2 protein-coding genes, 12 tRNA genes and 1 rRNA gene are annotated in these 4,020 nt (G+C 38.7%); all 15 read right to left on the reverse strand.

What is annotated here, in order from left to right:
* Window positions 1-275: 275 nt before the first annotated feature.
* Window positions 276-1,436: a tRNA epoxyqueuosine(34) reductase QueG gene (gene queG, locus BHF71_RS09520; protein ID WP_069657425.1), complete on the reverse strand. Its 1,161-nt coding sequence runs from the start codon at window positions 1,434-1,436 to the stop codon at window positions 276-278.
* Between the two features lie 36 nt (window positions 1,437-1,472).
* Complete coding sequence (locus tag BHF71_RS09525; protein WP_069657426.1) at window positions 1,473-2,039, reverse strand: ribonuclease H family protein; 567 nt, start codon at window positions 2,037-2,039, stop codon at window positions 1,473-1,475.
* A 460-nt stretch (window positions 2,040-2,499) separates the two neighbouring features.
* Window positions 2,500-2,582 (reverse strand) — tRNA-Leu (locus BHF71_RS09530).
* A gap of 151 nt (window positions 2,583-2,733) precedes the next feature.
* Window positions 2,734-2,810: transfer RNA gene (locus BHF71_RS09535), tRNA-Arg, on the reverse strand.
* Between the two features lie 8 nt (window positions 2,811-2,818).
* A tRNA-Leu gene (locus BHF71_RS09540) sits at window positions 2,819-2,907 on the reverse strand.
* Between the two features lie 18 nt (window positions 2,908-2,925).
* Window positions 2,926-2,999, reverse strand: a tRNA-Cys gene (locus BHF71_RS09545).
* Between the two features lie 8 nt (window positions 3,000-3,007).
* Window positions 3,008-3,082, reverse strand: a tRNA-Gly gene (locus tag BHF71_RS09550).
* 25 nt (window positions 3,083-3,107) lie between these two features.
* Window positions 3,108-3,183, reverse strand: a tRNA-His gene (locus BHF71_RS09555).
* Between the two features lie 13 nt (window positions 3,184-3,196).
* Window positions 3,197-3,270, reverse strand: a tRNA-Trp gene (locus BHF71_RS09560).
* 4 nt (window positions 3,271-3,274) lie between these two features.
* Window positions 3,275-3,358 (reverse strand) — tRNA-Tyr (locus BHF71_RS09565).
* A 97-nt stretch (window positions 3,359-3,455) separates the two neighbouring features.
* Window positions 3,456-3,531 (reverse strand) — tRNA-Thr (locus BHF71_RS09570).
* Between the two features lie 7 nt (window positions 3,532-3,538).
* Window positions 3,539-3,614: transfer RNA gene (locus BHF71_RS09575), tRNA-Phe, on the reverse strand.
* Window positions 3,615-3,680: 66 nt separating this feature from the next.
* Window positions 3,681-3,772, reverse strand: a tRNA-Ser gene (locus BHF71_RS09580).
* A gap of 1 nt (window position 3,773) precedes the next feature.
* Window positions 3,774-3,849, reverse strand: a tRNA-Asn gene (locus tag BHF71_RS09585).
* Window positions 3,850-3,867: 18 nt separating this feature from the next.
* Window positions 3,868-3,984 (reverse strand): 5S ribosomal RNA (gene rrf, locus BHF71_RS09590).
* Window positions 3,985-4,020: the final 36 nt, after the last annotated feature.

Here is a 4,020-nt window from a genome sequence, read left to right on the forward strand (position 1 = left end):
GTGGTCTAAACTTATTGAGTTGTCACAGGAATTTATTTTAGAGCAACAGTCTGCTTAATCTAACAGTATTAATTAGGCTCTGTTTTAAGAGTCTGCTTCAGTATGCTCTTTTTTGTCACTGTTTAAATGAAGTCATGCTTTTGCTATACTTGTTTAACCCTTTGTGAAGTTCTTTGTTCCCCAATTTTGTCATTCTTAATTTCTTTTTCACCAAACGTTTAATTTTTCATAGAACTTTTGACACTACCAGGTCCGTTTCTAATTATGGTATATATTTATTCACTTTTTTGCGAATCTAGAATTTCTTGATTTGAAAGCATTTTTAAGGATTTAACTATCTCTTGTAGGACTTTAGTATCATTTTCTTTGTTTTTCGCCATTTGCAACCCTTCTTTGGCTTTATTTCCACCTATTCTCCCTATTGCCCACGCAGCAGTCTGTCTAATTGTTGATCTATTATCTTCCATTAACAATTGGATTAATTGAGGAAGTGCAGTTACATCCTTAAAATGAGCTAATCCAATAATTGCATTCCTTTGAATAGGTTTTTTTCCTCTCCAACTAGCAGCCGACTTACCCCAGGTATTTTTAAATTCCTTATTTTTAATTGTAAGTAAAGGTTTTAACAAGGGTTTCGCTAGTTCCGGCTCAGGTAATGTTTGTTCATGATGAGTATAATTAATCCCCTTATTTTTTGGACATACTTGCTGGCAAGTATCACATCCGAATAATCGATTGCCTAACTTCTCCATCCATCGCTCATCCAAAAAAACTTTAGTTTGAGTTAAGTAAGATAGACATTTCTTTGAGTTAACCTGCTTTGGACTTACAATGGCTTTAGTTGGACAAGTGGTTAAACATCTATTACACTCGCCACACTGCTCTTTTAGGGGAGTATCACTAGGTAGTTCAACATTCGTAATGATTTCCCCTAAATAAACGTATGAACCGTATTCTGGGGTTATTAATAATGAGTTTTTTCCAATCCAGCCAATACCTGCCCTTTGTGCTACAGCGTGATCAGAAAGTACACCAGTATCAGTCATATAAACATATTTTGCATCTGGTACTAAGCTCTTCAGGTATTCGCCTAACACCTTCATTTTTTCTCTTAGAATTAGGTGATAATCTATCCCCCATGCGGAACGAGCTACAAATCCCCTATACATACCTTTAGATGATTTTAAAGGTTCACTAATCTTTGTAGGGTAGGCTATTGCGATAGCTATTATAGATTTTGCATCTTTCATCGTAAGTTTTGGGTCTACTCTTTTATCTATATCTCTTTCTTCAAACCCTGACTCATAACCTAATTCCCGGTGCCTAATAAGAATATCTTTTAATTCCCAGAAAGGATCCGCAGATGTAAATCCAATTTTATCTATACCTATTTTATTTGCAAAATCGATTAATTTTTCTTTGACTTCAATGCTCATATTTATCACTCTTAATTAGTTGTTTTTATTATATAATCAACTATTGTTATCTTGACTCAGTTCCCTAAATAAACCGATGAATGTTGGATCTTTAGTAGCTAATTCCTTAACCACTTTAAGTAATAATGAGTAATTTCTCTTAGATAAGGCTAATATCACTTTAGGTTCACTAGGAATAGCATCAACAGCCAATTTATCAGCTAATTCATTCCATTTGTTCCCTGAATGACCTTTAACCTTAATCCATTTAACATTCCGTTCTTTCTCAAGGTCAAGCAATTCCATCCATAAATCTTGATTCTCAACCGGTTTGCCCTTCGACGTTTTCCACCCATTTTTAATCCAATTTGGTATCCATTTTTGATTAAAAGCATTAATAACATATGCTGAATCAGAATAGATATTGACTTCGCTTCCGATTGGTGTATTTTTTAAAGCTTCAATTGCTGCCTTTAGTTCCATTCTATTGTTAGTAGTTGAAGGATCTCCACCAAAGTATTTCCTACCATCTGTAAAGACTACGCCCCAGCCACCTGGTTGTCCTCCAGATGCTTGATTATTTGAACAAGCACCATCAGTATATACATCATATTTATCAATCATAACTTATCCTCCATTCACAATAAAAACAACTAGCTAAAAAGTTATTCTATACTCTTCTATTTTAAAATAACAATTCCTTTTTATTTCTTTAATATTTCAAAAAGTTAATATGAATAAATTAAAAAAACGCGACCCTTCGTCCTAAGATGGAACGAAAAACCGCGTTAGTCCAAGCCATTTAATCAAAACACGAATTAAAAAATATCTTGAACATATTATTAAAGATTGATTATATCATAAAGAAGATCGAAATTTATCTACAATATTGTGACAAATGTTAATATACCATGTCTTTGGTCCTAGGTCAAGGTTTCTTTATAATTTTATTACTAAAAAATCATAATATTTAGTTACCTAATAAGCTTTATTATGATTACATAGTCAAAATACTCACTAATTTTCGACTAAATAAAATTAAAAAAACACTTATTCAATTGAATAAGTGAATAATATCAATAAGTGGTGCCGGTGAAGGGACTCGAACCCCCATGGTTTCCCACACGATTTTGAGTCGCGCGCGTCTGCCAATTCCGCCACACCGGCAAATATATAAAAAGAGCAACATAAATTGTTGCTATTTAAAATTTTTTAAAACCGCAAACCACTGCGTCGCATACTCTCCGAGCTACACGTGTTTCCGACGAACTCCCTATCGTTCTAATCTTCTGATCGAAGAATGTTCAAACGATGTAAATGGCGTGCCCTGAGAGATTCGAACTCCCGACCTTCTGATTCGTAGTCAGACACTCTATCCAGCTGAGCTAAGGGCACATATTAAATGGTGCCGAGGACCGGACTTGAACCGGTACGGTAGTCACCTACCGCAGGATTTTAAGTCCTGTGCGTCTGCCAATTCCGCCACCCCGGCAAATCAATTATTAAACTATGGAGGCGGCAACCGGATTCGAACCGGTGGTAAAGGTTTTGCAGACCTCTGCCTTACCACTTGGCTATGCCGCCGCAATTAATGGAGCGGACGACGAGATTCGAACTCGCGACCCTCGCCTTGGCAAGGCGATGCTCTACCACTGAGCCACGTCCGCCTATCTATATTATCAGCACATCGGATGGGGCGACCAGTGGGAATCGAACCCACGGATGCCGGAGCCACAATCCGGTGCGTTAACCACTTCGCCATGGCCGCCATTATAAGCTTATGGCAGGGGTGGCAGGAATCGAACCCACACTAACGGTTTTGGAGACCGCTGTTCTACCATTAAACTACACCCCTATGATGGTGGAAGGGGTAGGATTCGAACCTACGAAGCTTCCGCAACGGATTTACAGTCCGCCCCATTTGACCACTTTGGTACCCTTCCTAATAAAATTTATGGATAAAAATAATGCAATTAAATCATTGCACTAGTTTGCGAAGTATTAACAAATACTATTATACTTGTATACTTGCTAAAAAAATGGTGCCGGCGAGAGGACTTGAACCCCCAACCTACTGATTACAAGTCAGTTGCTCTACCAATTGAGCTACACCGGCTCATTAATGGTGGTTCGGGACGGAATCGAACCGCCGACACGAGGATTTTCAGTCCTCTGCTCTACCGACTGAGCTACCGAACCAAATCAAGACAAAAATAATATTAGCATGATTTGATCTAAGTGTCAATAATTAATTTAAATTGTTAATGGCGGAGAGGGCGGGATTCGAACCCGCGAGACGCTTTTAACGCCTACACGATTTCCAATCGTGCTCCTTCGGCCAGCTCGGACACCTCTCCATGGCTCCTCGTGCAGGACTCGAACCTGCGACAACTCGGTTAACAGCCGAGTGCTCTACCAACTGAGCTAACGAGGAACAATATTTTATTTATTAGCCTGGCAACGTCCTACTCTCCCAGGACCCTGCGGTCCAAGTACCATCGGCGCTGGAGGGCTTAACGGTCGTGTTCGGGATGGGTACGCGTGTGTCCCCTCCGCTATCGTCACCAGACTTCTTCTTATTTAATTTATGGTGTGGTTATACTTT

The organism is Vulcanibacillus modesticaldus (genome assembly GCF_001730235.1).
GTDB classification, from domain to species: domain Bacteria; phylum Bacillota; class Bacilli; order Tepidibacillales; family Tepidibacillaceae; genus Vulcanibacillus; species Vulcanibacillus modesticaldus.

Bases quoted from the DNA above. Each gene is read 5' to 3' on its own strand.
- queG (WP_069657425.1), bottom strand. From the start codon at position 1,436: ATGAGCATTGAAGTCAAAGAAAAATTAATCGATTTTGCAAATAAAATA.
- BHF71_RS09525 (WP_069657426.1), bottom strand. From the start codon at position 2,039: ATGATTGATAAATATGATGTATATACTGATGGTGCTTGTTCAAATAAT.